The following is a 21,005-nucleotide window of genomic DNA, read 5'->3' on the forward strand; positions in this document are numbered from 1 at the left end:
AAGCAGATGTTACCTATCTTTTATCTGTAAAATACCTCTCCAAGCATCAGATCACGCTTGAAATCACGAATCCTAGTATCTTTGTCAATGTATACAGCCTCAATGCCCATGGCTGCTGCCCAGTCGCCCATCTGCTCTGCCGTCAGGTCATAGGTAAATGCAGTATGGTGTGCGCCGCCTGCAAGAATCCATGCTTCCGCTCCAGTGTAGATATCCGGTTCCGGAGTCCAGAAGTTGGTTGCGGTCGGAAGTTTTGGCATTGGCTTTTCTGTCTTCTTGCACTCTACATCATTGATAATGAGACGGAAACGGTTGCCCAGATCGATGAGGGATGTCGCGATTCCGTGTCCTTCCTTGGATGTAAATACAAGTCTTGCCGGATCTTCTCTGTCTCCCATGGAAAGAGGCTGGCACTTGATGCTGATCGGACCGTCTGCGATGGACGGGCAGATCTCAAGCATGTGTGCTTCAAGAATTCCTTCTTTTCCTTTTACTAAATTGTAGGTGTAATCCTCGAGCATGGATGTTCCCTTTGCATCCTTCATGCCTGCGGTCATCACTTTCATGAGACGTACCATAGCTGCAACTTTCCAGTCACCTTCTGCGCCAAAGCCATAACCTTTTTCCATCAGTCTCTGGATGGCAAGTCCCGGAAGCTGTTTTAATGCACCCAGATCTCCAAAATGGGTAACAATTGCCTGATAATTCTTCTCCTGCAGGAAACGCTCAAATCCAAGTTCAATCTGTGCCTGTACGGCTACATGTTTCTTAAACTCTTCCGGATCTCTTCCCTCGAGTAAAATCTCATATTTGTCGTAGTATTCATCTACAAGTGCGTTTGTATCGGACTGGGATACGGCTGCAACAGACTCTGCGATCTCGTTTACCGGATAAGCGTCTACTTCCCAGCCGAACTTGATCTGTGCTTCTACCTTATCGCCCTCGGTAACTGCTACGTTTCTCATGTTGTCTGCGACACGCATGACACGGATGTGGCTGCTCTCTACGATGCCGACTGCGGTGCGCATCCAGCTTGCGATCTTGTCAACGACTACCGGATCACTCCAGTGTCCGACAACGACCTTACGCTCCATACGCATACGGCTCACGATATGACCATACTCTCTGTCTCCGTGTGCCGACTGGTTTTCATTCATGAAATCCATATCAATGGTATCATATGGAAGTTCCTCATTGAACTGTGTATGTAAATGCATCAGAGGTTTGCGATACTCCTGCAGTCCAAGAATCCAGGACTTTGCAGGGGAGAACGTGTGCATCCAGGTGATTACACCGGCACATGTCTCATCGTTGTTAGCCTCGTTGAATGTCTTGCGGATCAGCTCATTGGTAATGAGTGTCGGTTTCCATACGATTTCATATGGCAAAACGCCTGTCTTGTTTAACTCATCTACAATCTGTTTGGAATGCCGGGCTACCTTTGCCAGACATTCCTCTCCATACAGATCCTGTGATCCTGTGCAAAACCAAAATTTGTAATCCTTATTTAACAGCATACTCGTTCCTCCTTAGAATCAATGCTTTATATCGTTCGTTTTTATACTCTAAGTTTATAACTTGTATGCATGTATTTACAAGTTGTTTTTCATGCAAAAAATCAACAAAATTGTTGTCTTTTTTCGTTTTAATCCGGCATTGTTTTGGTCAGATTGCACAAGCTGTCACCGGTATTCCATGCAGGAATTTCCCTCAATAAGCATTGGCTGGATGAGAACACTCTCCCCTTCCTCTTTTTCTCCGTTCTGAATCATGGAAAGGAGCAGTTCTGCTGCCATGGCGCCAAGCTTTTCCTGCGGATGATCAATGGTTGTCAGCCGAAGCCCCTGCTTGTTCGCCAGCGAAGAATTATCATAACCGGTCACCGAAACATCTTCCGGAATACGCAGTCCTTCCTCCTGTAATGCACGGATGACAAGCTGTGCCGTCTGATCGTTATAACAAACGACCGCATCCATCCGCCCACGAAGCGTTTTTCCTGCCATTTCACGGATTGCTTCATAGGGATGGATTTTGCGGTCCTCCGTATGAAACCACACCACTTTATCCGGATCATACAAAATTTCCGCCTCCTGCAGTGCCCGGACATACCCTTTATGACGGTTCTGTCCCTGCATGTCATCCGCCTTAAATACTCCCACGATATTTTTGTGCCCGTGATCCGTCAGATACTTTGTGATCATATATCCCCCCTGAAAATCATCCAGCAGCACATGCGGTTTGTCTTTCATCTGTGGGAAACATCCCTGGATAAACACGTATGGAATATGCGATTTTTCCAGTTGTTCGTACAAATTCATATGCCGGCAGAAAATCTGGCTTTTACTCGGTTCAATGATAACCCCGTCAATATCCTTGCTTAAAATTTCCTGCAGGCATTCCGCTTCCCGGGTCCGGGAATTTTTTGTATTTTTTAGGACAATGCTATATCCTGCACCGGTCAGCACATCATCAATTCCCTGTATCACACGGGGAAAAATATAGTCTGACAGATAGGTTGTTACGACAGCAATATTCTTGGACGGATGTGCGTGCCGCATCATTTCCGAACAGAATGTACCGCGCCCGTGCTCTGCGTATATATATCCTTCATTCTGCAAAATCGCCAATGCCTTGCGCACCGTCTGACGGCTGACCTGATACTGTGCGGAAAGCGTATTTTCCGATGGCAGTTTCTGCCCCGGTGCAATCTCCCCGGAGACGATCTGTAAACGCAGCTGTTCGGTCAGTTCCTGATATTTTGGTGTGTTTCCTCCTGTGATACTCTCCATAATGTATATTCCCTCTTAAAAAAGCAGATACAGCCTGTCCGGACTTCTCTACTAAAGTTGTATCATGTATGTTTACTTGTACGGTCAGTGTAACACAGGTTTTTTCATATGTCACTAAAAGAATTGCACAAAAATACTGCCCTGCATTTTTATAATAAAATTATTGTGTGCTACAGTCCAAGCACTTTTTTCTTTGCGGCCGCAAACTCTTCATCCGTAAGCGCACCTTCCGCATGAAGCTTTGTCAGCTGCGTCAGTTCTCCGGAAGTGGATTTTGCTTCTTCCGGCTGTTCTAAGTCTTCAGTGTCTTTTACATAGGATGCCTGAAATTCCCCATTAATCTCTGCAATCTCTTTCTCCCCACGGATATAGGCATCATACATATCAAACAGATCCATGCCGCTTCCTCCCACGCAGTCGTCCGGCTCCTGCCAGGAACGAATCAGTGCAATCCTTTCTTCCTTTGTCGTGTCTTTGATCAGATATCCACTCATGATAATATTTTCCTCCCTACCGGCGATATAACTTCGGATTCTTCTTTTTCATTTCCAGACCCTTTTTGTCATCTTCTTACCTATCTGTTTTCAGATTACATATCGTATATTCTACCATATTTGTTCTGTTTTTGATATACTCAATGTACTTTAGCCCGGTCAGCACTCATATTTGTTCATTGAAGCACCTGTTGCAAAAAAGAAAAGCCCTGCGGTATACAAAAACCGCAGGGCTTTTCTTGCTTAGTTTCTTTTAAAAATCGACATCCGTATCGTAGTAGCAGCACTTTAAGAGTTTCTCCATCTCCTCCTGACTTGGCTGTCTTGGATTGGAACCTGTGCATGCGTCAAGAATTGCATTGGCCGCAATCTCCGGAAGTCTCTCTAAGAATACCTCCTCCGGTACAAATCCCTGCTCGGTCGGGAAGCTGTCTGCACCATAGTTTTTAATGCAGTGCGGAATGTTCAGATCATCGTTCATCCTGCGCAGATGTGCGATCAGAAGCTCCACCTTTTCATCCAGTGTGTTTCCGCCAAGTTTCATGAAATCCGCAATCTCACCGTAACGTTTCTTTGCCGTCTCATCCTTTGCATTAAATGCGATAACCTTCGGCAGATACATTGCATTGGCTGCGCCGTGGATGATGTGTGCGCCATAATCCGCAAACGCTGCACCTGTCTTATGTGCCATGGAATGTACAATGCCAAGGAGTGCATTGGAAAATGCCATACCAGCCAGACACTGTGCATTGTGCATGGAATCTCTCTTTTCCATATCCCCGTTGTAAGACGGGATCAGGTCACTCTGGATCATCTTAATCGCATGCAGTGCAAGTGGATCGGTAAAATCGCAATTTGCGGTAGAAACATATGCCTCAATTGCATGTGTCATTGCATCCATTCCGGTATGCGCTACCAGTTTCTGTGGCATTGTCTCTGCCAGATCCGGATCTACGATTGCAACATCTGGTGTAATCTCAAAATCCGCAATCGGATACTTGATTCCCTTCTCATAATCTGTAATGATGGAAAACGCAGTAACTTCTGTTGCAGTTCCGGAAGTTGATGAAATTGCACAGAAATGTGCCTTGTTGCGCAGCGCCGGAATACCAAATACTTTGCACATATCCTCAAAAGTAATATCCGGATACTCATACTTGATCCACATTGCTTTTGCCGCATCAATCGGAGAACCACCACCCATGGCTACAATCCAGTCCGGCTCAAACTCCTGCATCACTGCCGCACCTTTCATAACAGTCTCAACAGACGGATCCGGCTCAATGCCCTCGAAAAGTTTTACTTCCATCCCGGCTTCCTTTAAATAATCTTCCGCCTTCTGAAGGAAACCAAACCGTTTCATCGAGCCGCCGCCCACGCAGATGATCGCTTTCTTTCCCTTGAATGTTTTCAGGGCTTCGAGTGCTCCCTTTCCATGGTATAAATCTCTCGGTAATGTAAATCTTGCCATATAAAAAACCTCCATATACTATGTAAATCATTTCGGCTTTCACGGTTGTTTCCGGTGCTTTCCACAATGAAAATTTCAACGCCCGTCTTCCACTGTTCTGCCTTTATCACTAGACATATTGCACAAAAAATCGACCGTTGTGTGCCTGCAACTATGCATTTATTCTACCATTAAAGGTAGGAAATTTCAATTCATATTTTTTACTCTCTGCTTCCATATAATGGGTCATCCTCTCCCACCGGTTCCTCGTCTATATATTTTGCAAACACTTTATAAAAAAAGAATGAACATACATATGCAAGTAAAGCAAATCCCATCAGAAGCAGCAGCACATCCGTAATGATACTGGTATATGCCATATAGCCTGCCGCCAGTACTATCACACTTACAAACAGCGTATATGGGAAAAAATGGGCAACCGCCATGGCGGCTGCATTTTTTATCTGCACACGCAAAGGATTTTCCAGTTTTGCAATCACCGGAAACAGCCATAAGAACACAATAAAAACCAAATAGCCTACGCATACACTCACCACTGTCATAAATACGGACATGAAAGCAGGTCCCACATTGCGCCAGAAAAACAAATCAATAACAAGCAGGCACACAAAAAGTAAGCCTATCATTCCCACCACAAAAGACTGTTTAAAATTCTGCTTAAACGACCGGAAAAAAGTCTGTATAACATACCCATCTCCATAGCGTACCGATCGCAATGAAACTGCATACAATGCTGTAATTGCCGGTCCGATCGTCACAACCGGAATACAGCACAGCAGAAAAATCAGATTCAGTAAAATCAAATCTGCCATCTTATTTAAAAAAGCAATCACCGGATTTTCTTTTGGCATACGCTGCCCCCCTTTACCATGTATAAATGTCTGTTCGTTATAATACTACAAAAGCAGTCCGCATCGCGCAAGCGATTTTTATACGAACTGCTTTCTTATATTTTGTTGAGGATTGAAAAAGATGAATTTTATAATTTGTTACTTATTTGATACCGCTGATTGCAATGGACTCAATGATCATTCTCTGGAAAATAAAGAACAATGCCATTGTCGGAATCATTGCAATTACGGATGCTGCCATGATCAAAGCATAATCACTCTGAATTGCATAATAGGAATTGAAGGAACGGATAACCACCTGCAATGTCCAGTTCTTTTCGCTTCTCAAGAAAATAGTAGGTGCAAGATAATCATTCCAGATTCCCATAAACCACAACATCAGCTGCGTTGCCAGAGCCCCCTTCATCAATGGCATAAAAATCTGAAGAAACGTACGGAAATATCCACATCCATCCAATTTTGCTGCTTCCATCAGATCATCCGGAATTCCGATCAGGTTCTGTCGAAGGAAAAAGATAATACTGACATTTCCAAAGCATCCCGGAATAATAAGTGGAAGCAGAGTATTGGTCCAGCCCAGTTTGGTAAACATGACATACTGTGGAATCATGACAACCGCAAACGGAATCATAATGGTTGCCAGCAATGCCAGAAACAATGCATTTTTGCCACGAAATCTCATTTTTGCAAATCCGAATGCGGCGAGGGAGGAGGTAAATCCGCCAATAATCAATACCGGAATTGCAACCTTCAGAGAATTAAATATACCGTTTATGAACTGTCCCTTTTTTAATACTTCAGAATATTTTCCTATCAGAATCGGATCCGGAAGAATTGTTAATGTACCGGACAAAATCTGATTTTTTGTCATGAATGATGTCGCAATCATGTAAATTAACGGGAAAACCATTACAACTGCACCAAGAAGAAGTAATACAAAGATAATCCAGTTAAAAATTTTCTCTTTTTTTGATACAAGCCGGGAGCTTGCCAAATCTTTTTTTGAACTCATATGACTCCCTCCTAGTCCATGGTCTTCACCCATCTATCCTGACCCGCGAAATTAAGAGCCGTGATAATGAAGATGATGATTGCAAGAATAACTGCCAGTGCACATCCGTAGCCTAACTGTCCGTTTGAAAATGCTTTATCATACAAATAATAAACAACGGTTGCTGCACTATAGTTTGTTCCACCTTTATTCGTCATAACCTGTACTTCCACGAACACCTGGAAACCGCCAATCAGGCTGGTAATTAAAATATAGAACGTAACCGGCGAGACCAGTGGAACGGTAATATGACGAAATTTCTGCCATCCATTTGCTCCATCAATGGAAGCAGCTTCATAGTAGTTACGCGGAATGTTTTGCAATCCGGCAAGATAAAGAATAATAGAAGTTCCCAATCCTTTCCATACCATGAAGATGATTAAAGCTACTTTTACCCAGAACTCATCTCCCAGCCAGTTTGGACCATGATGTCCGGTCAAAAGTTTGATGATTGAATTAAATAATCCATAATCGTAATTATAAACCCATGCCCACAAAATAGACACGGCAACCAGTGAAGATACTACTGGTACATAATACATTGTCCGAAGCAGCCGGATTCCCGGAATCTTACGGTTCATTCCCATTGCCAGAAGCAGTCCAAGGATCATTCCGATTGGAATACCGATCAGATAAATAATGGTTGTAAGCAGAGATTTCCAGAATTTTTCATCATGAAAAATATTGATGTAATTCTGCAATCCACAGAAATTATCCACCAGAGAATTCATTCCCGTCCACTTGCTCATACTTGCAAACACTGCAAAGCAGATCGGATAAGCCATAAAAAGTAAAAATCCAAGGAAAGGCAGGGCGATGAACAGCCACGCAGTTCTTTCTTCTTTCTTCGCCATTGCCGACATCTTATGTTTCGGTTGTTTTGTTTTTCCGCTCATATGCCCACTCTTTTCCTACGGACTGCCCCATGACAGGGGCAATCCGTTTTAATCTTAATTATTAGTTGCTGCGTTCTGTAATTCGATCGCGTTGTCCAGTGCTTCCTGCATCTTTGGCGCTACCTGTTTACAATAATCATCTACGGAAACTTCTCCGGTCAGAACATTCGGCATTCCTTCCAGGAAAGTATCCCACCATTCACTGTTGTAAGTGTAGGTTGTTTCCGTAAAGATTCCTTTATATTTGTCACTTCCCTCAATATATCCGAAAATAACATCTACATTGCTTGCATATGGAATTGTTCCATCATTTACTTTGTCTTTAAATGTTGTCTGTGCATAATCCATAATGTTTGGAATCTGTAAAGACTTACCGGATGTCTCGCCGCAAAGTTCTTTCTGTCCGTCCAGATCTGTTGATAAGGACTGTATTAACTCTGCACATAAATCCGGGTTCTTTGCCTGTGAAGAAACTGCGAAACCAACGGTTCCGAGCCATGCTGTGGACTTTCCGTCTCCGTTTGGTCCTACCGGCCATCCACATAAATCCCAATTGTATGGGAATGTTGCATCATCCATAAATGCTGCGACATCCCATGTACCACATGCATAAAAAGCAACCTGTCCGTCCAGCCATCTCTGGTATCCGCCAAGCGCAGTATCCTGTTCTACCGTTGGCGTTACTTTATACTTTAATGTCAGATCCGTATAATACTGGAAAGCATCCTTAAAATTCTGATTTTCATCAATGACTACCTTTGTCTGATCATCATTTAAGAACTGACCGCCATTGCCGTATACATAAGGAGTAAAACCAAATGCATTTGCATTTGCAACACCCCACTGATCAATTTCGCCATCACCGTCTTTATCCTTTGTCAGTTTCTGGCACACATCTGCAAATTCTTCCCATGTGTATGGATTTTCCGGATCCGGATACTCCAGTCCTGCTTCATCAAAAAGATCTTTGTTGTAGGCAAATGCAAAGCAGGATAAATCTTTTGGCAGGCAGTATAACGATCCTGAACCAATATTAGATCCATCATACATATATGCGCTCTTGATCGCCGGCCACAGATTGTCAACCGCAGTAGCATCTACGAGATCATCCAACGGCTGTACATATCCGTTATCTACATAACTTCTGACTGCTTCCGGTCCCACATAGAAAATGTCCGGAAGTTCTCCCGCTGTCATGGCAGCTGTCATCTTCGTTGCGTATTCATCCTGTGTTGTTACCTCAAAGTTTACTGTAGAAATCTCATCTGCATGCTCTTTTGTAAATTTATCAATTAGTTCCTGATAAACGGCTTTTTCGTGATCCTGTGCATAAATAAGAATATTGATCTCATTATCACCGGTTCCTTTCATCTCTGCAACGGAGCTTGCCGAGCTTTCTGTGTCTGATCCCCCATCGCTCTTTTCAACTCCGCATCCTGCCACCATCGTTGCGAGCATTGCTGTACAAAGCAATGTTGATATGATTTTTTTCTTCATAGTTTCCTCTCCTTTTTACCACTTTGATCATAATGAAATAAAATATAAGCTCCCCTGTTCATTATTCTGACCATCTGATTCCGACGCGCCTTTGAAAATCATTCGGCAGATTAACTAATATTTTGAAATTTATCAGGTCTTATTGGTTACATTATATAATTGTCCAATAGGTATGTCAACATGTTTTTTAGATTTTTCTAAAATATTTTATTTAATTGTTGTTATTTAGCGTTTTTTAAATTATTTTCGTTTTTATTCCTTTTCTTTCACTCATGCGTTGACGCATTCCGGAAATGATACTATAATTTATAAAACAGAAATGAAACAAATCAAAAGGGGGTAATTTATGCTTCACATCACTTCACTGGATGATGGACTGGACATTTTTAAAGCACTTGGCTCCGATGTTCGGATTGAAATTATAAAACTGTTGATTGAAAACAAAGAAATGAACATGAACGAACTGGCAGCAAAACTGAACATTACGAACGGTGCTCTGACGGGACATATAAAAAAACTGGAGGCATGCGGAATTGTCAATACCTCCAATGATTCCAGCGGGCACGGAAACCAGAAAATCTGTACTCTGCATCTGGATAAAATTCTCATTGATCTGGACGCACCGGAAGAAGCGCAGAATGTTTACAATGCAGAACTTCAGGTCGGACATTACTGCAATTATGAAGTCTATCCGACCTGCGGGCTGGCTACCGCTTCCCATCTGATCGGTGAAGTGGATGATACGCGCTACTTTGCACATCCTGATCGCTACAATGCAGATATTCTCTGGTTTTCCAAAGGATTTGTGGAATATGAAATTCCAAACTTTATTCCAGGTTCCCAGAAAATCACGCAGATTTTAATCTCTGCCGAGCTCAGTTCCGAAGCCCCGGGAATCAATAATGTCTGGCCATCCGATATCAGTTTTTATTTAAATGATGTCTGCATCGGCACCTGGACATCCCCGGGAGATTTCGGAGATGTCCGCGGTATTTTCACTCCGGACTGGTGGTTTCCGAACTGGAACCAGTATGGATTGTTAAAAATGCTTGTGATCAATAAAAAGGGAACTTTCATTGACGGATTGCAGATTTCAGATGTCACCATCCGGGACTTTAATCTGGACTATCGCAGCAGCATGAAGCTGCGCATGGCAGTCAATGACAATGCAGAGCACGTTGGAGGACTCACGATTTTCGGTAAATCTTTCGGTAATTATGGACAGGATATTAAAGTCAGCATTAATTACGCACCAATTGAAGAATAATTTTATTAAAAAAGGCCTTTGCATGTTATTTCTCCATGCAAAAGCCTTTTTAACCAGCATCCATTATACCAGATTTCCGATTCTTTTCGCCCAGAATGCAACACCATCACTGCGCAGTCCGCACAACAGAATTGTTTCACACTTCCGCTGTGCATCCCAGCCACAATAAACCCGCACCTCCTCCGTATAAGGTCCATATGCAATCATGCCCCTGTGGTCTGCAGTATACTCCCATTTTCCCTGAACAGAACAGTTCTCATAATATCCATCCGGTGCAAGTTTCATTGGCACAGAACAGGTAATTCCCTGCGGCAGTGCCGGCGCAAGCGTGATCCGCTCATAAAAACCGCATATCTGTTCTTTCGTTACCGGCTTTATCCCGTCTCCTGTATCTGTCTTCGCAAGGGGCTGTGCTGCCACAAACGGCCACCCATCCTCACTCCAGAAAATTTCACGTATCTGCATCTCAGACGGTTCTTCCTGTTGTGTAAAGTTTTTCCTGCGGATATGACATACAAGATACCACCGTCCGTTTACATCATGTAACACTGAATTATGTCCGGGACCCATATATGCCTGCCCTTCATTCCATTGATATCCACACATGGCGAGTAATCCTGTGCTGTTATCCTCATCCTCATCTGCAATCAGATCCTTTCCGTGGAAATCAATAAATGGTCCGCAGATACTCCGGCTTCTTCCCACCCGGATATTATAATCGGATTTTAAAGATCCGTAGGACACAAACAGATAATAATAATTATTCTGCGCATTGTATACCATATACGGGCCTTCCATACTGCCGCTCTGCCACTTCGGGCGTCGTGCAATGCATACCCCGATTCCTTCTTCTTCGGCAAAACCTGTAGTCTTGTTCAGTTTTAATACATGGCAGCCACCCCAGAAAGAGCCATAAAGCATATACTGCTCCCCTGTTTTTGCATCCTCGATAATATTTGCATCAATTGCATTGGTAACACTCTGCGGAAATTTTTCTGTAGTTTTAAGCACACACCCTTTGGGTTCGAACGGACCTTCCGGGCAGTCTGCCACTGCCAGAAAGATACAGGACTGGCGCACACCCCAGCTGGAATTGGAGCAGTACAGACGATATTCTTTTCCCACCTTTACGATATCCGGTGCCCAGATATCTTCACTGCCGGTCCATTCCACCGACTCCTGCGGCGGACGTTCCACAACTTTTCCGATTTCCTGCCAGTGCACCAGATCTTTTGATTTCTGGCATATAGCACCTGTACTGTATGTATAATAATTTCCACTAACCTCATCATAAAATATTGCCGGATCGTGTATCATGCGTCTCTCCTTCTTGTTCCCATTTTTCATAGGGACAGTTCTGTCCTTTTACCGCAGCACGAAGCTGCACATAGCATCCGCAGGCACGGCACATATGCTCCCCATACCATGTGCATTTCCCACAACATGCCAGACGCCTTGCATACGTCACATCTTCTGCCTGTTCTTCCGGCGTAAGCTGTGCAAGGTACCGCAAAAGATATTCCTCCAGACCGCCCCCGTATTGTTTTGCCAGTTCGCATTTTCTGCAATACCGTTCTGATTCTTCCATATGATCCTGTCCATTTTGCATTATTGCAGGCGCAGCTCCACCACACTGCATGGAGGAAGCATGACTTTTATCCCATTTCCACACTTTTTATATGCAGTAAATTCTTCTTCTTTTACAAGTTCCGGAACATCAAACGTATTATGTGCGTGCATCTCTGCCGAGACAACCTTTGCTTCTTTCACTGAATATACGTGTTCATCTCCGGCAAACGCAATCTCTATTTCCTTTTCCTCATCCGCAGAAAGATTGTTTAATGTAACCGTAATGATATGCTCCGCATCCTCGGATACGGATTCCGTCACCTCCGGAACTTTCCATTCTCCTATACCGGTTTCGCCCACTCCTGTCAGTGTACTGTTCAAAAGCGTTGCACCCTGATGGTGCCGGTACATATGGAATACATGATACGTCGGTGTCTTAATCATCTTTGGTCCTTCTGTGAGAATGACAGACTGCAATACATTTACCATCTGTGCAAGATTTGCCATCTTCACGCGATCACAGTGCTTATTAAAGATATTCAGGGTGATCCCTGCAACCAACGCATCCCTTATCGTGTTCTGCTGATATAAAAAGCCCGGATTGGTTCCCGGTTCAACTGTAAACCAACAGCCCCACTCATCCACGATCATTCCGATTTTTTTATCCGGATCGTACTGATCCATAATCTTTCCGTGGCGTTCCACAAGAGTTTCCATATAAAGTGCTTTTTTTAATGTCTTATACCACACTTCTTCATCAAAATCCGTTGCACTTCCCTTGATTTCCCAGCCTTCCGGATGCACATAATAATGCAGGGAAAGCCCATCCATAAATCCATGAAATTCAGGAACGGTGTGATCATGGGTTGTCTCTAATACCTTCCTTGTCCAGTCATAATCATCCACATTTGCTCCGCCACAGATCTTTTGGATCGGTTTCTGCGGATCATAATTGCGCACATAGGTCTGATATCTGCGGTACTCATCTGCATAATACTGCGGTCTCATATTTCCCCCACATCCCCAGTTTTCATTTCCAACACCAAAATAATCAATGGTCCACGGCTCCTCATGTCCATTTTTTTTGCGCAGATCTGCCATCGGGGACACCCCGTTAAATGTCATATATTCAACCCATTCCGACATCTCCTGCACGGTTCCGCTTCCAAGATTTCCGTTAATGTAGGTTTTACATCCAAGCTGACGGCAAAGTTCAAAGAACTCATGCGTTCCGAAACTGTTGTCCTCTACCACACCACCCCAATGGGTATTAACCATTTTCTTCCGGTTCTCTTTCGGTCCGATTCCGTCTTTCCAGTGATACTCGTCCGCAAAACATCCCCCCGGCCAGCGCAATACCGGAATCTTAATCTCTTTGAGTGCTTCCACCACATCTGTACGCATCCCATTGACATTTGGAATTTCAGAGTTCTCACCCACATAGAGTCCTTCATAGATGCATCTGCCCAGGTGTTCCGAAAAATGCCCGTAGATCTCTGGTGCAATGGTACCTTCTTTTTTATTTCTGTTGATCATTAACTTTGCCATATCTCTTTACTCCTTTTGGATATATTGTACGCCCCAGAGAGTTTCCTCGTTGTCTCCTGCAGCCGAAAAACAAAACACCGGATTTTCCGCTTCATCGGTCATTTCCATTAATACCCCTTTATAAACGACACCGTCCAGTGTAATGGTAATGTAATTTGTGCCTTCCCTTACCTCATATGTACCGCTTTTTTCTCCACCGGTTACTTTTCCATCCGCAAACGTATATGCCTCCGCTTCGCGAATCTTACTGCTGATATCTGTTCCATGGTTTACTACATAAAATGTACCGGATACATCCGATTTTTTGTACCCCTTTTCCGAGAGAGTTTCTCCCATTGTGGCAAATGGTGCTGCAACAAACCACCCATCCTCATTTGTGTACATCTGATGTACACGCGGTTCATGATACTCTGTGCCATCGTCAAACCGCTGATGATATGTAATGTAATATTTCCCGTCATCATCCTGAAATGTGGACTGACCGCCCGGTGCCATATAGGTATAATTTAAACTCGGGAATGTATAATTCCCCATCATTTTTAAACCATAATTGAAATGATCGTCCTGATCTTCCAGTGTATTTCCTGCCACATCCACATATGGTCCCGTTGGCTTTTCACTGCGAAACTGCCGAATCTGATACCCACCATCACTCTGCAGGTCTCCATAAGAAACAAACAGATAATAATAGCCGTTTTCTGCGTCATACTGGATATATGGACCCTCAGCAGAGTGATGTCCACCACCAATCAGCCGATATCCATAATACGGATCGGCATCCTTGTCATCCACCGGATAAATCGGGTATCCAGTGGTGGGATCAATCTCCAGCAGAAAGATACCACCTGACCATGAGCCATAATTCATCCACATCCGCCCGTCTGCATCGGTAAAAATCGCCGGATCAATACAGTTTGGCCACTCCTTATTGTTGTATCCACCATATTCCAGATATCTGGAAATATCTGCATTTTTTCCGAGTACATCGTACAAATTCGTTTCGCTGATATTGCTTTTTCCATATCCGGAATATAAAATCGTATCCACATAAGTATACGGTCCCTCTATATTGTCTGCAGTTGCAAAACAGAGAGTCGATTTCACATAAGAAGATGTCGTACAGAAATACATGACATATTTCTTCATTGTCTCATTGTAAATTACATTTGATGCCCAGACAGAATACCCATTATCTGTGTTTTTTCCGACAAAATCAAAGGCAGCGTACGGCTCTGTCAGCAAATTGTCAAACAGTGTATTCGCTGCATCAACACCATTTGCAAAATAATTCCATTTACGCAGGTCCTGACACTTTGCCCCTACCATATGACTGCCGAACATATAATATGTATCGCCTTCCCTGATGATCTGCGGATCGTGACAGGATGCTGCAACCGTAAATCCGCCTTTTTTTATCTCATCTGCTGCGGCCTCCTTCCCAACGGAAGAACCGCCGGAGGCGCAACCGGATGCAAGGCATGCCAGAAGCCCTGCAACGGTCAACACACGAACTATTTTTTTCTTAATCATACGCAAACACCGGCTTTCCGTTTTCATCCCATTGAACCTGCATCAGATGTGCATGACGGTTTGGATTATAGAGAGGATTTCCCTCTATCTCTGTTTCTGTGCGTGCATGGTATACCATGATATCATTTCCATCTTCATCTTTGGTAAAAGAATTATGTCCCGGTCCGTAAATTCCTTTTTCATAACTGCTTTGTAATACCGGATGACGCTCCTTTCTCCAATTTAACGGATCCAGCAGATCCGTTCCGCTGGTTGCAGTAAGCATACCGACACAATAGGCAACCCCTGTGTCACTCGCCGAATATGTCAGGTACAGTTTATCCCCGTGATGAATCACTGCCGGTCCCTCATTTACCCAGAATCCCACACGTTCCCAATCATAATCCGGTGTTGTAAGAAGCACCTGCACCGTTGCCAGCTTGCACGGAGACTCCATTTTTGCAATATAAAGATTGGAAATCTGCTTGCCTACTCCAACCTTTTCTGCCCACACGTAGTAATAATCTCCGGCATCCTCAAATACGGTTGCGTCCAGGGAGAATGCTTCAAACGAGAATTCATCCCCATCTGCACGCTGCATTTTGCCTTTTTCCACCCATGCATCTGCCAATGGGTCCTGCCCCTGACATTCCAGCACATATGGACGGATTTTCCAGATATCCTCTTCTTCACCACCGGCAAAATAGATGTACCATTTTCCTTCCAGATAGTGCAGTTCCGGTGCCCAGATATGCTTGCTCATCGGACCACTCTCATGCTTTTTCCAAATGACCACTTCCTCTGCCTGTGGAAGATCTGCCAATTTTTTTGCCCGGCGCAGTACAATGCTGTCATATGCCGGAACCGATGCCGTAAAATAATACCAGCCATCCTTTTCATACACATACGGATCTGCTCTCTGCAGAATCCAAGGTTCATTAAATTTCAGTCTCTTATCCATATGTTTTCTCCACTATATTTTATAATTTTATAAATTATTTTATTTATATTTAAAATTATATAGAGGATGAACATAAAATGCAACTATTTTAGATTTCTTTAAACAATTTTAGTTATGTTGAACAATATTGTGCATTTGTTTTTGTGGAAAAACCTGTATTTGACATTTCTCACTTTATGTAATATTATTTATTAGGCTTCTAATAATTAGAATACTAACAAAGGAAACTTTTTATTTTATGAAAGAATCACTTCATTATCTTCTGATGTCCGACCATTTCCTGTTTCAGAAGAAAATGGGCGTGTGATATAAAAAACGGGAGGCTTTTGCCTCCCGTCATGTGTTTTTCTATAAAACAGCCTGCAAAATCAGTGACATAATCACAATGACCGCACATACCACACCGCTTATCCGCATCGTTCTGCTGACATCTTTTTTCTCACTTATCCGTTTGAGCCATCCCGTTGTATACAGTATGTTTGCAATAAGCGTGCCAAGCGTCCACGCATACAGATCCCGCTTCACACTTTCCCAAAACGGAGACACTGCCAGTCCACCTGCGTCCATGACCATTGCAATCAGTATTGTGATCACACCGGTAATTCCTATGATCCGTACCCGTTTTAAGAGCCTTGCGTTGTTTGTCTCTGTATAATCCGTTACTTTGATTACGGTTTCCTTTAATTCCTCATTCATCTGCTCGCTTTTCCTTTCTCCATCAATGATTTCCCGGATATCAACTTCATAAAAATCTGCAAGTTCCAACAGCATGCTGATATCGGGCATATTGCTTCCCGTCTCCCAGCGTGACACCGTGCGGCTTGTGATCTGAAATTTTTCCGCAAGCTGCTCCTGCGTCAGCTTCTTTTCATTGCGCAGTTGTTTTAAAAAATAACCTGTCTTTTTCTGATCCATAATGAAATCTCCTCTTGCTTTCCATCCATGTAAATCTGCTCCTCCTTTCGCAGATTACAATACCTGTTTTTTCCGGCAAAAACCACGACATAAAGCGAGAACTGCCGTATTTTCTGCACCGGACATGAAATGTCTGCCCGGAATGGTTTCCCATATCCACCTTCCCTCAATGACAACGGATTCTGGCTGACTTTTTTAATTCCTTTTAACACCTGTATCTGAGCTGAATGGTCAAGTTTTTTCATATCCTTTTCCGCTTCCTCTAAAAACTCAATACTCCATATCATTCGATATCTGCATCCTCCGCTTCCAAAAGTTCTGCTTCACTGATGCCCAAATGTTTCATCACTGAATCATATGAAACGGTCTCTTTATTCCCGTTATCATCCAAACGTTTATTTGCTTCCAACAAAAGAAAATAATCTTCCTCAATCTCCGTTAATCTTGTATACTCTTCGGGTGACAGAATAATTGCAGAAGGCTGGTTATTTTTTAAAACAATCAGTTCTTTTTCGGAACGAAGTCTATCAAATATCTTTGCAGCCTGCCCTTTGTTAAATTGTGAAATTGGAACAAGACTCTGTAAAAAATCAGATGCAATTGCCATAACAGACACCTCCATTGTTTAATTTCACTTATATTATATGCAGGAACAAGCCAAGAATCAATATAAAAAATGTATTATTTTCTTTATAATTTTCATTATTATTTATTGTTCTTATTTCATGTTCACAGGACAATACACGATATATGTATACGTTCCATCCTCATTTTTCACAGTAGAATCTCCATTGGGCGGTTCACTTTTTCTTGCCCTGTGACACAAATTTGCATATACTTATTTTATCAAATAACATCAGGAGAAACCCATGATCTATTTAAAAAATCCCCTGTGCCTTGGCATGGAAGAATCAGAATATAAAGAAATGCTCGCTCTGGGCGGTATGCGCCAGAAACATTTTGAAAAAAATGAAGTGATTTTGTCTGCCGGATGCACCACGCACGAGATCGGGCTGGTGCTGTCCGGAAGCGTTAATATTGAAAATCTCGACCTGTGGGGCAGCAAAAGCATTTTGAGCAACATCGGTGCCGGACAGGTTTTCGGGGAAACCTATGCATTTTTCCGCGAAACACTGATGGTCGATGCGGTTGCTGCCCAGCAGACCGATATTCTATTCTGGAATCTGGATATTCTTGTCCACACGCCGCATCCCGCAAGCACCTGGCAGCCAAAATTTATCCGGAATCTGCTACAGATCTCCCTGCGCAAAAATCTCGCGCTCTCCCAGCGGATTTTCTGTACAACCCCGAAAACGATCCGCGGGCGGCTGCTTGTCTATCTGTCAAACCAGGCGGCAAAAGCCGGCAGCAATTATTTTAAGATTCCGTTTGACCGGCAGGGGCTGGCAGACTATCTGAACGTCGACCGCAGTGCGCTTTCCAAAGAGCTTGGCAAAATGCGGGACGAAGGAATTCTGACCACCCGGAAAAATGCGTTTACCCTATACGGATTGTCTCATGAGCCGCTCCTTTATGTTTCATTTCCAAAGGCCTTTCACTAATAATACAAACGAAAAATCGGAAAGGTTACAAAAAAAGGAACCCTGTCCGGATATCTTTCCGGACAGGATTCCTTTTTATTATGTTCTCCTACTCTGCCAGCTTAAACCTGCCAACCAGATTCTTCAGTCCTTCCGACTGTGCGGAAAGCTCCTGGCTTGTCGCAGAAGTTTCTTCTGCAGCTGCGGAGTTGCTCTGTACGACACTGGAAATCTGCTCGATTCCCTGCTCGATCTGCTTTAACATATTTGCCTGCTCGGTAGAACTCTCGCTGGCACCCTTTACCGCATTCGCAAAATCATTCATGGATTCAAGAATCTTATTTAATGCAGCAACCGTCTTTTCTGTAATCTGGTTTCCGTTTTCAATTTCCTGCAGAGATTTTTCAATCAGATCGCGAGTATTGACTGCCGCCTGTGCACTGTCACCCGCCAGTTTTCCGATCTGATCTGCCACAACCGCAAAACCTTTTCCGGCTTCCCCGGCACGTGCTGCCTCAATGGAAGCATTCAGGGACAACAGGTTGGTCTGACTTGCAATCTCCTCGATGGAACCGATGATGTTTTGGATTTCCTGTGAGGTACTGCTGATCCGCTCCATGGCATTGGTCAATGCCTGTAATTCTTCTCTGCTTTGATCTGCCTGTTCTACGGCAGTGCGTACCATCTGGTAAGCCCCGGAAGCGCTCTCTGCGCTGGATTCTGCAATTCCGCTGACACTCTCTACCGTTGCTGTCAGTTCTTCTACTGCACCTGCCTGATCGGTGGCACCTTCTGCCAAAGCCTGTGCCCCGCCTGCCAGCTGCCCGGAACCGGATGCAACCTGCTCAGATGCTTCATTAATCTGTGTCATGGTATCACTCAGTTCATGTTTTAATTTGCTCATGGACTCATACTGCTGTTTGAAATTTCCAATATAAATCTGTGGATTATTACTGGATACATTGAAATTTCCTTCTGCCATTTCTCCCAGAAGATAACTGGTATCCTGCACAATCACCTCCAGAGTTTTGCATGCCTGCCGGAAATTACCGGCAAGTTTTCCGAGTTCGTCTGGAGATTCATAATTTATTTCCACATCAAGCTGTCCTGCTTTCAGTTTCTCAGCTGCACTTTCCAGTTCCTGAATTGGCTTTAGCATAATTCCGGTAATGGTGGTCCGGATGACAGTGGAGAAAGCCACTGTTCCTGCTCCTATGAGAATCATCAGAATAATGCTCACAAGTCCCGTTACCCTGGCAGATGTATACTGACTCTTTGCCTCTGCGGATGCCACTTTTCCGATATCAACCAATATATCCTGAATTTTCTCTGTTGCATCATTATAATCGGAATTAAACAGTGCCAGAGCTTCGTCATTTTTATTCCGCTTCGCCAGTTCCACGACCGCTGCCCGCTGTTTTTTCAGTTCTTCTATCGCATCTTTTAATTCCGCAACTTTCTTTTTATCATTATAAGACTTCTCCAGTGCGGTAACATTTTTTCCAACCTGATCTGCATACTTCTGTGCCAAATTAGAATAACTCTGTGTGGAACTTGCATCATCGGTTGTCATCGACCACAAAATATATTTTCCCACAAGCTGTATATCTTTACGGATTTCCATCTGCAATGTGCTGTTTGCATATGCTTCCTTGTAAAACTTATAAGTATCCACATTCATCTTTACAATGGAAACAAGCGAAACAACCACAGCAATAGCAAGCGTTACAATGACTGTAGTAAATGCATACTTCAACTTCGTTCCTACCTTCAGTTTTCGGTAAAACTCTTCTATATTTTTTCGTCCTGCCATTTTCTCTGTTCCTTTCTTTATTCCGCTTTAAAATATTTGTTTTATCATACGCTTTTTTTCCTCCCACTGCAATGTTTTTGTCGAAAATATGCAAATTTTATCTTTTTCCACACTCAGAAATTCCCCCCTGGTTTGTCCCCTTTGCATTCCAATAAAATGATGGTACAATGATGACATAACACAAAACATCTGTTTTACATATATTGTTGGAAATGGAAATGAAATGGAAAAAGCACAGATTCGAATAATCCGAAGCAAAAGAAAAACCGTTGCACTGGAAATCCGTCCGGATTTATCGGTTCTGGTAAGGGCACCTTACTGGATGGCAGACTGGCAGATCCGTAAATTTGTCGATGAAAAATCAGACTGGCTGTATGCCCATCTCCGGGAAATGGAACAAAAACAAAAATTGGAAGCTGCACGCCCGAAAGCCGCACCTTTAACTCCCGGGGAATTGCAGGTGCTTGCAGATGAAGCACTGCGCGTAATTCCGGAACGGGTACGGTTTTATGCCCCGGTTGTCGGCGTGACCTATGGCAGGATCACCATACGAAACCAGCGTACACGCTGGGGAAGCTGCAGTGCAAAGGGCAATCTTAACTTTAACTGCCTGCTGATGAAAGCACCGCCGGAAGTGCTGGATTACGTGGTTGTCCATGAGCTGTGCCACCGGCTGGAGATGAACCATTCACCACGCTTCTGGGCACAGGTGGAGCGTGTGCTTCCAGACTATAAGGTTTCCCGCAAATGGTTACGGGAACATGGCAATGAGCTTATGGATTTAAACCCATAAGAAGGAGATACCGGTATTCCTGCATCTCCTTCTTGCTTTC

20 protein-coding genes are annotated in these 21,005 nt (G+C 43.5%); 3 read left to right on the top strand and 17 right to left on the bottom strand.

Annotated elements, in window-relative coordinates:
* Positions 1–20: 20 nt before the first annotated feature.
* The 8 genes from araA to M72_RS00625 all read right to left on the bottom strand — a co-directional run bounded on the left by araA (position 21) and on the right by M72_RS00625 (position 9,049).
* Positions 21–1,517, bottom strand: coding sequence for an L-arabinose isomerase (gene araA, locus M72_RS00590; protein ID WP_055066806.1), 1,497 nt, complete (start codon positions 1,515–1,517; stop codon positions 21–23).
* 165 nt (positions 1,518–1,682) lie between these two features.
* Complete coding sequence (locus M72_RS00595) at positions 1,683–2,789, bottom strand: GntR family transcriptional regulator (RefSeq protein WP_055066807.1); 1,107 nt, start codon at positions 2,787–2,789, stop codon at positions 1,683–1,685.
* Between the two features lie 170 nt (positions 2,790–2,959).
* Positions 2,960–3,283, bottom strand: a complete 324-nt coding sequence (locus M72_RS16165) for an SHOCT domain-containing protein (protein WP_022046768.1) — start codon at positions 3,281–3,283, stop codon at positions 2,960–2,962.
* A 253-nt stretch (positions 3,284–3,536) separates the two neighbouring features.
* Positions 3,537–4,754: an iron-containing alcohol dehydrogenase gene (locus M72_RS00605; protein ID WP_022046767.1), complete on the bottom strand. Its 1,218-nt coding sequence runs from the start codon at positions 4,752–4,754 to the stop codon at positions 3,537–3,539.
* Between the two features lie 200 nt (positions 4,755–4,954).
* On the bottom strand, positions 4,955–5,605 hold the full coding sequence (locus tag M72_RS00610) for a YesL family protein (RefSeq protein ID WP_055066808.1): 651 nt from the start codon (positions 5,603–5,605) through the stop codon (positions 4,955–4,957).
* Positions 5,606–5,747: 142 nt separating this feature from the next.
* The gene (locus M72_RS00615) at positions 5,748–6,617 is read right to left on the bottom strand and encodes a carbohydrate ABC transporter permease (RefSeq protein WP_022046765.1); all 870 of its coding nucleotides are present in this window, start codon (positions 6,615–6,617) and stop codon (positions 5,748–5,750) included.
* Between the two features lie 11 nt (positions 6,618–6,628).
* The gene (locus tag M72_RS00620) at positions 6,629–7,552 is read right to left on the bottom strand and encodes a carbohydrate ABC transporter permease (RefSeq protein WP_022046764.1); all 924 of its coding nucleotides are present in this window, start codon (positions 7,550–7,552) and stop codon (positions 6,629–6,631) included.
* Positions 7,553–7,606: 54 nt separating this feature from the next.
* A complete protein-coding gene (locus M72_RS00625) occupies positions 7,607–9,049 on the bottom strand; it encodes an ABC transporter substrate-binding protein (RefSeq protein WP_055066809.1) in 1,443 nt (480 codons plus the stop codon).
* Between the two features lie 346 nt (positions 9,050–9,395).
* On the opposite strand from M72_RS00625, the gene M72_RS00630 reads away from it, so the two are divergent.
* Positions 9,396–10,316 carry an ArsR/SmtB family transcription factor gene (locus M72_RS00630; RefSeq protein ID WP_022046762.1) on the top strand — a complete coding sequence of 307 codons (921 nt, stop codon included), beginning with the start codon at positions 9,396–9,398 and terminating at the stop codon, positions 10,314–10,316.
* A gap of 63 nt (positions 10,317–10,379) precedes the next feature.
* Here the strand turns inward: M72_RS00630 and M72_RS00635 are convergent, their stop codons facing one another.
* From M72_RS00635 to M72_RS00670, 8 genes are all read right to left on the bottom strand, one after another.
* Positions 10,380–11,633, bottom strand: a complete 1,254-nt coding sequence (locus M72_RS00635; RefSeq protein WP_055066810.1) for an arabinan endo-1,5-alpha-L-arabinosidase — start codon at positions 11,631–11,633, stop codon at positions 10,380–10,382.
* Complete coding sequence (locus M72_RS00640) at positions 11,605–11,904, bottom strand: DUF6171 family protein (RefSeq protein WP_070103560.1); 300 nt, start codon at positions 11,902–11,904, stop codon at positions 11,605–11,607. Before M72_RS00640 ends, M72_RS00635 begins: the two co-directional genes overlap by 29 nt.
* A gap of 20 nt (positions 11,905–11,924) precedes the next feature.
* Positions 11,925–13,433, bottom strand: a complete 1,509-nt coding sequence (locus tag M72_RS16665; protein WP_055066811.1) for an alpha-N-arabinofuranosidase — start codon at positions 13,431–13,433, stop codon at positions 11,925–11,927.
* A 6-nt stretch (positions 13,434–13,439) separates the two neighbouring features.
* A complete protein-coding gene (locus M72_RS16670; RefSeq protein WP_176694753.1) occupies positions 13,440–14,963 on the bottom strand; it encodes a glycoside hydrolase family 43 protein in 1,524 nt (507 codons plus the stop codon).
* On the bottom strand, positions 14,956–15,903 hold the full coding sequence (locus tag M72_RS00655) for a glycoside hydrolase family 43 protein (protein ID WP_055066813.1): 948 nt from the start codon (positions 15,901–15,903) through the stop codon (positions 14,956–14,958). The genes M72_RS16670 and M72_RS00655 overlap by 8 nt, the downstream gene beginning before the upstream one ends.
* A gap of 348 nt (positions 15,904–16,251) precedes the next feature.
* Positions 16,252–16,818 (bottom strand): helix-turn-helix domain-containing protein, encoded by a 567-nt coding sequence (locus M72_RS00660; protein ID WP_055066814.1) that lies wholly within the window; start codon positions 16,816–16,818, stop codon positions 16,252–16,254.
* Complete coding sequence (locus M72_RS17445) at positions 16,788–17,105, bottom strand: type II toxin-antitoxin system RelE family toxin (protein WP_243251835.1); 318 nt, start codon at positions 17,103–17,105, stop codon at positions 16,788–16,790. Before M72_RS17445 ends, M72_RS00660 begins: the two co-directional genes overlap by 31 nt.
* Complete coding sequence (locus tag M72_RS00670; protein ID WP_022046754.1) at positions 17,102–17,425, bottom strand: type II toxin-antitoxin system Phd/YefM family antitoxin; 324 nt, start codon at positions 17,423–17,425, stop codon at positions 17,102–17,104. Before M72_RS00670 ends, M72_RS17445 begins: the two co-directional genes overlap by 4 nt.
* Before the next feature lie 262 nt (positions 17,426–17,687).
* Here M72_RS00670 and M72_RS00675 point away from each other — a divergent pair, with 262 nt between their 5' ends.
* A complete protein-coding gene (locus M72_RS00675; protein ID WP_055066815.1) occupies positions 17,688–18,380 on the top strand; it encodes a Crp/Fnr family transcriptional regulator in 693 nt (230 codons plus the stop codon).
* Positions 18,381–18,468: 88 nt separating this feature from the next.
* On the opposite strand, the gene M72_RS00680 is transcribed toward M72_RS00675, so the two are convergent.
* Positions 18,469–20,172 (bottom strand): methyl-accepting chemotaxis protein, encoded by a 1,704-nt coding sequence (locus M72_RS00680; protein ID WP_055066816.1) that lies wholly within the window; start codon positions 20,170–20,172, stop codon positions 18,469–18,471.
* Positions 20,173–20,395: 223 nt separating this feature from the next.
* On the opposite strand from M72_RS00680, the gene M72_RS00685 reads away from it, so the two are divergent.
* Positions 20,396–20,965, top strand: coding sequence for a M48 family metallopeptidase (locus M72_RS00685; protein WP_055066817.1), 570 nt, complete (start codon positions 20,396–20,398; stop codon positions 20,963–20,965).
* The last annotated feature ends 40 nt before the right edge of the window (positions 20,966–21,005 follow it).

It is taken from the genome of Roseburia faecis (genome assembly GCF_001406815.1).
In the GTDB taxonomy this organism is placed as follows: Bacteria; Bacillota; Clostridia; order Lachnospirales; family Lachnospiraceae; genus Roseburia; species Roseburia faecis.

What these genes read in the sequence shown, in the direction of transcription:
- araA (WP_055066806.1), bottom strand. Translation starts at nt 1,517, where the DNA reads ATGCTGTTAAATAAGGATTACAAATTTTGGTTTTGCACAGGATCACAG.
- M72_RS00595 (WP_055066807.1), bottom strand. Translation starts at nt 2,789, where the DNA reads ATGGAGAGTATCACAGGAGGAAACACACCAAAATATCAGGAACTGACC.
- M72_RS16165 (WP_022046768.1), bottom strand. Translation starts at nt 3,283, where the DNA reads ATGAGTGGATATCTGATCAAAGACACGACAAAGGAAGAAAGGATTGCA.
- M72_RS00605 (WP_022046767.1), bottom strand. Translation starts at nt 4,754, where the DNA reads ATGGCAAGATTTACATTACCGAGAGATTTATACCATGGAAAGGGAGCA.
- M72_RS00610 (WP_055066808.1), bottom strand. Translation starts at nt 5,605, where the DNA reads ATGCCAAAAGAAAATCCGGTGATTGCTTTTTTAAATAAGATGGCAGAT.
- M72_RS00615 (WP_022046765.1), bottom strand. Translation starts at nt 6,617, where the DNA reads ATGAGTTCAAAAAAAGATTTGGCAAGCTCCCGGCTTGTATCAAAAAAA.
- M72_RS00620 (WP_022046764.1), bottom strand. Translation starts at nt 7,552, where the DNA reads ATGAGCGGAAAAACAAAACAACCGAAACATAAGATGTCGGCAATGGCG.
- M72_RS00625 (WP_055066809.1), bottom strand. Translation starts at nt 9,049, where the DNA reads ATGAAGAAAAAAATCATATCAACATTGCTTTGTACAGCAATGCTCGCA.
- M72_RS00630 (WP_022046762.1), top strand. Translation starts at nt 9,396, where the DNA reads ATGCTTCACATCACTTCACTGGATGATGGACTGGACATTTTTAAAGCA.
- M72_RS00635 (WP_055066810.1), bottom strand. Translation starts at nt 11,633, where the DNA reads ATGATACACGATCCGGCAATATTTTATGATGAGGTTAGTGGAAATTAT.
- M72_RS00640 (WP_070103560.1), bottom strand. Translation starts at nt 11,904, where the DNA reads ATGGAAGAATCAGAACGGTATTGCAGAAAATGCGAACTGGCAAAACAA.
- M72_RS16665 (WP_055066811.1), bottom strand. Translation starts at nt 13,433, where the DNA reads ATGGCAAAGTTAATGATCAACAGAAATAAAAAAGAAGGTACCATTGCA.
- M72_RS16670 (WP_176694753.1), bottom strand. Translation starts at nt 14,963, where the DNA reads ATGATTAAGAAAAAAATAGTTCGTGTGTTGACCGTTGCAGGGCTTCTG.
- M72_RS00655 (WP_055066813.1), bottom strand. Translation starts at nt 15,903, where the DNA reads ATGGATAAGAGACTGAAATTTAATGAACCTTGGATTCTGCAGAGAGCA.
- M72_RS00660 (WP_055066814.1), bottom strand. Translation starts at nt 16,818, where the DNA reads ATGGATCAGAAAAAGACAGGTTATTTTTTAAAACAACTGCGCAATGAA.
- M72_RS17445 (WP_243251835.1), bottom strand. Translation starts at nt 17,105, where the DNA reads ATGATATGGAGTATTGAGTTTTTAGAGGAAGCGGAAAAGGATATGAAA.
- M72_RS00670 (WP_022046754.1), bottom strand. Translation starts at nt 17,425, where the DNA reads ATGGCAATTGCATCTGATTTTTTACAGAGTCTTGTTCCAATTTCACAA.
- M72_RS00675 (WP_055066815.1), top strand. Translation starts at nt 17,688, where the DNA reads ATGATCTATTTAAAAAATCCCCTGTGCCTTGGCATGGAAGAATCAGAA.
- M72_RS00680 (WP_055066816.1), bottom strand. Translation starts at nt 20,172, where the DNA reads ATGGCAGGACGAAAAAATATAGAAGAGTTTTACCGAAAACTGAAGGTA.
- M72_RS00685 (WP_055066817.1), top strand. Translation starts at nt 20,396, where the DNA reads ATGGAAAAAGCACAGATTCGAATAATCCGAAGCAAAAGAAAAACCGTT.